The sequence below is a fragment of the Leifsonia sp. genome, assembly GCF_051955155.1.
GTDB lineage: Bacteria > Actinomycetota > Actinomycetes > Actinomycetales > Microbacteriaceae > Leifsonia.
The window spans coordinates 1-3359 of sequence record NZ_JBQCGZ010000154.1 but is presented as its reverse complement, the minus strand read 5'-3'; the positions used below and the strand labels follow the sequence as shown (position 1 = coordinate 3359).

The window sequence follows — 3359 nt, the reverse complement described above, 5'->3', positions numbered from 1 at the left end:
CTTCCGGAGTTCTTCACGCGACACGCCGCGCGCCGGCGTGACGAACTCCGGAAGCGACGGCGCCCCGTCTCAGCGTCTGCCGGTGTGGCCGGCCGGCCGGGCGGCCTTGGCCGTCGAGATGTAGTCGAGCAGAACGGGCACCGGGTCCGCCCCGGCGGCGACGCGGGAACGGGCGGACGCCGCGGCCCGCCGCACGGCCTCGAGCTCGGCCGGCGCGGCCGGCCCGAGCGACCGCAGGAACTCGGCCGCGTCCCCGTCGATGCTCGGCACGGCCGACGCATCCCGTCCCGGTGAGCCGCCGCCGACGACCGCAGCGAGCCGCCGGGTGGCGTCGCGGATGCCGCGATCGACCCGGCCGGTCACGGCCCTGGTCTCCCTCGCGCTGGCGCGGTATGCGCCGACCAGGGCGAACAGCCGCTTCGTCTCCGCCTGCAGCTGGTCCGTCGTCGAGCGCGGGGTGCCCGTCCCGTGCGGCGAGGCCCCTGCGGGCGCGGTGGCGAGCAGCAGCGCCCCGGAGAGATCCCCGAGGCTTGCGCGCACGTCCGTCAGCTTGGGCTTCAGCAGGTAGCCGCCATCCGCCGCCTCGTCGTGGATGCGCTGGGCCGCGGCACGCAGCGCCGCCGCCCTGGCGTGCGCGCGATCGAAGCCGCGATGCGCGTCTACGGCGGCGCGGTACTGCGCCGTGGCGAGCGTGCGCGCCACCTGGTAGTCGGCGTCGGCGTTGGCGTGCACGACGGTCTGCAGCAGCCCGGCGGCCAGCACCACCGCGGCCACGCCACCGACGCCGACCGCTCCCCACATCCCCGCCCGGATGGCGCGCGTCCGCGCCGGCCCGCTCGTGCTCATCGCCTGCCCCCTGTCGCTTTCCCGGCTCATCGGGACAAGCCAAGCGCAGCGGGCGGAGCCGCCGCATCCGTCTTGGGGGTGATCCTGGTGGGACCGGGGGTGGGGGTGGGGTGCTGCGGCTCGCCGGCTACCCCTCCTCGCGCTCCTCGCGCAGCTCCTGCTTCACGTCGTGCTCGACCAGGACGGGGACGAAGTCGCGCACGGGGGCGCCGTCGAACTCGCGGTGCCGCTGCTCGACGAGTTCGTCGATGCGGTCGCGGTCGACATCGGGGAAGCGGTCGGCGAGCCGGTCGGCCGCGTGCTCCACGGCGGCGTCCTCTTCGGAGCGGGCGGTGGCGTCGGGGGTCTCCATGCCCGCATCATCCACCCGAGGCGGCCGCCCGTCCAGACCGGTGAGCGCCCACCGGTCGCGACACGCCGTCGGGATCGCCGCGAGGCGGCGAGTCGCGACTGTTCGGCGCGGAACCTCAGACGGCGTCGAGGCCGGCGATGAGGTCCCTGCGCACGTCGTGCTCGACGAGCACGGGGACGAAGTCGCGCACCGCAGCCCCGGCGTAGCCGGCGTGGTGCGCGCGGACGAGCTCGTCGATGCGCTCCCTGGCGACGTGCGGGAAACGCTCCGCCAGACGGTCCGCCGCGTGCTGGACCGCGATCAGCTCGTCCTCGTCACTGGTCATGGCGGGATTATCGACCATCGTGCCAGGCTGGGGGAATGGACGATGTGATCGAAGTCGTTGTCGTGCGGGTCTTCACCGACGACAGGGGAGCGAACGGGAACGAGCTGGGCATCGTGCTCAGCTCCGCCGTGACCGAGCGCAGGGAGCAGGAGATCGCGGCCGCGCTCGGCTTCAGCGAGACCGTGTTCGTGGACGAGCTGGACGAGGCGGGCCGGCTCGCCGCCGTCCGGATCTTCACGCCGGCCACCGAGCTGCCGTTCGCCGGTCACCCCAGCGTCGGCACCGCGGGGTGGCTGGCCGACCGGCGCACGCCCGTGGATGTGCTGCGCGAGCGCGCGGGCGACGTCGCGGTCACCGCGGAGGACGACGGCGCGACCGTCTGGATCGAGGCGCGCGCCGAGTGGACGCCCGACTTCACCTGGCTGCCGCTGGAGTCGCCCGCCGACGTCGACGCGCTCGACCCGCTCGCGTTCTCGTCCGGCCAGCACTACGCCTACGCCTGGATCGACGAGGCGGCCGGCGTGCTCCGGGCCAGGATGTTCGCTCCCGCGATGGGGATCATCGAGGACGAGGCCACCGGGGCCGCGGCGGTCGCGATCACCGCGAGGCTGGGCCGCGCCCTGCGGATCAGGCAGGGCGAGGGCTCGGAGCTGTTCACCGAGCCGCTCGGCGACGGGCGCATCCGCGTCGGCGGGCGCACCGTGTACGACCGCACCATCGACGCGACGCTGTGACGGCGGCGCTCACGAGCATCCCGGTCGGCGACCCGGGGGAGGGCCCGTACGGCGTCGCGGCGACGGACGACGGCGCCGTGTGGTTCACCCTCGTGCACGGCGGCCGCGTCGGGCGCAGGGGCGCCGACGGGTCCATCGCGTTCCTCGCGCTCGGCGAGGGCGCGCAGCCGTCGGTGGTCGCCGCGGCGACCGCGTCGACGGTGTGGGTGACGGACACCACGGGCAACCGGCTGCTGCACCTCGGCCCCGGGCCGGCGCTGATCGGCGAGATCGCGGTGCCGACGCCGGACGCGCAGCCGTTCGGCGTGGTCGCGCTCGACGACGGGACCGCGTGGTTCACCGAGCTGGGCGCCGACGCGCTCGGCCGCGTGGACATCCTGGGCCGGGTGGACGAGTTCCCGGTCGGCCGGGAGGGCGCGTTCGTGTCGATGCTCGCGGCCGACGGCGACAGCATCTGGTTCACGCTCACCGCGGCGGCGGCGCTCGGGCACGTGCGCGGCGGCGACGCCGCGATCGGCTTCACCGACCTGCCCGCCGGATCCGGCCCGGTGGGGGTCGCGGTGGCGGAGGACGGCGCGGTCTGGGCGGCGCTCATCCAGGCGGGCGCCCTGGTCCGCCGCACGCGCGACGGCGCGCTGACGACCGTCGGGCTCGGCGAGGGATCGCGCCCGCACGCCGTCGCCGCCGACCGCGACGGCGGCGTGTGGGCGAGCCTGTGGGGAGTGGATGCGCTCGCGCACGTCACGGCGGCCGGCGCGGTCACGGTCCACCCGCTCCCGGCGGGTGTGCAGGAGCCGCACGGCATCGCGGTCGCGCGTGACGGCTCGGTGTGGTCGGCCGCGGAGTCCGGCGCGCTGGTCCACGTGGCAGGCTGACCGGCAGCCGACATTTGTGCCAAATCTCGGCCTGCGGCGCGGCCGTTCCGACATTTGTGCCAAATGTCGGCCCGCGGCGCGGCCGTTCCGAGATTTGTGCCACATGTCGGCCTGCGGAACGAACGCGGCGCCGGGCTTGGGGCCCGGCGCCGCGGTCGTGCGCGGGGTGCGGTTACTCGCCGACGCCCCCGTACACCGCCGCCTCGTCCGGGTCCGCGCTGTCGGAC

The 3359-nt window shown here is 75.5% G+C and carries 5 protein-coding genes; 2 read left to right on the top strand and 3 right to left on the bottom strand.

All coding sequences use genetic code 11. The features are described from left to right. Nucleotides 1-69: 69 nt before the first annotated feature. The 3 genes from ACTHMF_RS16710 to ACTHMF_RS16700 form a co-directional block, all read right to left on the bottom strand. The gene (locus tag ACTHMF_RS16710) at nt 70-846 is read right to left on the bottom strand and encodes a hypothetical protein (RefSeq protein ID WP_440319151.1); all 777 of its coding nucleotides are present in this window, start codon (nt 844-846) and stop codon (nt 70-72) included. Between the two features lie 127 nt (nt 847-973). Then, nucleotides 974-1198 (bottom strand): three-helix bundle dimerization domain-containing protein, encoded by a 225-nt coding sequence (locus ACTHMF_RS16705; RefSeq protein ID WP_440319149.1) that lies wholly within the window; start codon nt 1196-1198, stop codon nt 974-976. 115 nt (nt 1199-1313) lie between these two features. Then, nucleotides 1314-1523, bottom strand: coding sequence for a three-helix bundle dimerization domain-containing protein (locus tag ACTHMF_RS16700; RefSeq protein WP_440319147.1), 210 nt, complete (start codon nt 1521-1523; stop codon nt 1314-1316). Nucleotides 1524-1558: 35 nt separating this feature from the next. Here ACTHMF_RS16700 and ACTHMF_RS16695 point away from each other — a divergent pair, with 35 nt between their 5' ends. Together ACTHMF_RS16695 and ACTHMF_RS16690 are read left to right on the top strand one after the other, a co-directional pair. After that, nucleotides 1559-2257, top strand: a complete 699-nt coding sequence (locus ACTHMF_RS16695; protein WP_440319145.1) for a PhzF family phenazine biosynthesis protein — start codon at nt 1559-1561, stop codon at nt 2255-2257. Then, the gene (locus tag ACTHMF_RS16690) at nt 2254-3132 is read left to right on the top strand and encodes a Vgb family protein (RefSeq protein ID WP_440319143.1); all 879 of its coding nucleotides are present in this window, start codon (nt 2254-2256) and stop codon (nt 3130-3132) included. The genes ACTHMF_RS16695 and ACTHMF_RS16690 overlap by 4 nt, the downstream gene beginning before the upstream one ends. Nucleotides 3133-3359: the final 227 nt, after the last annotated feature.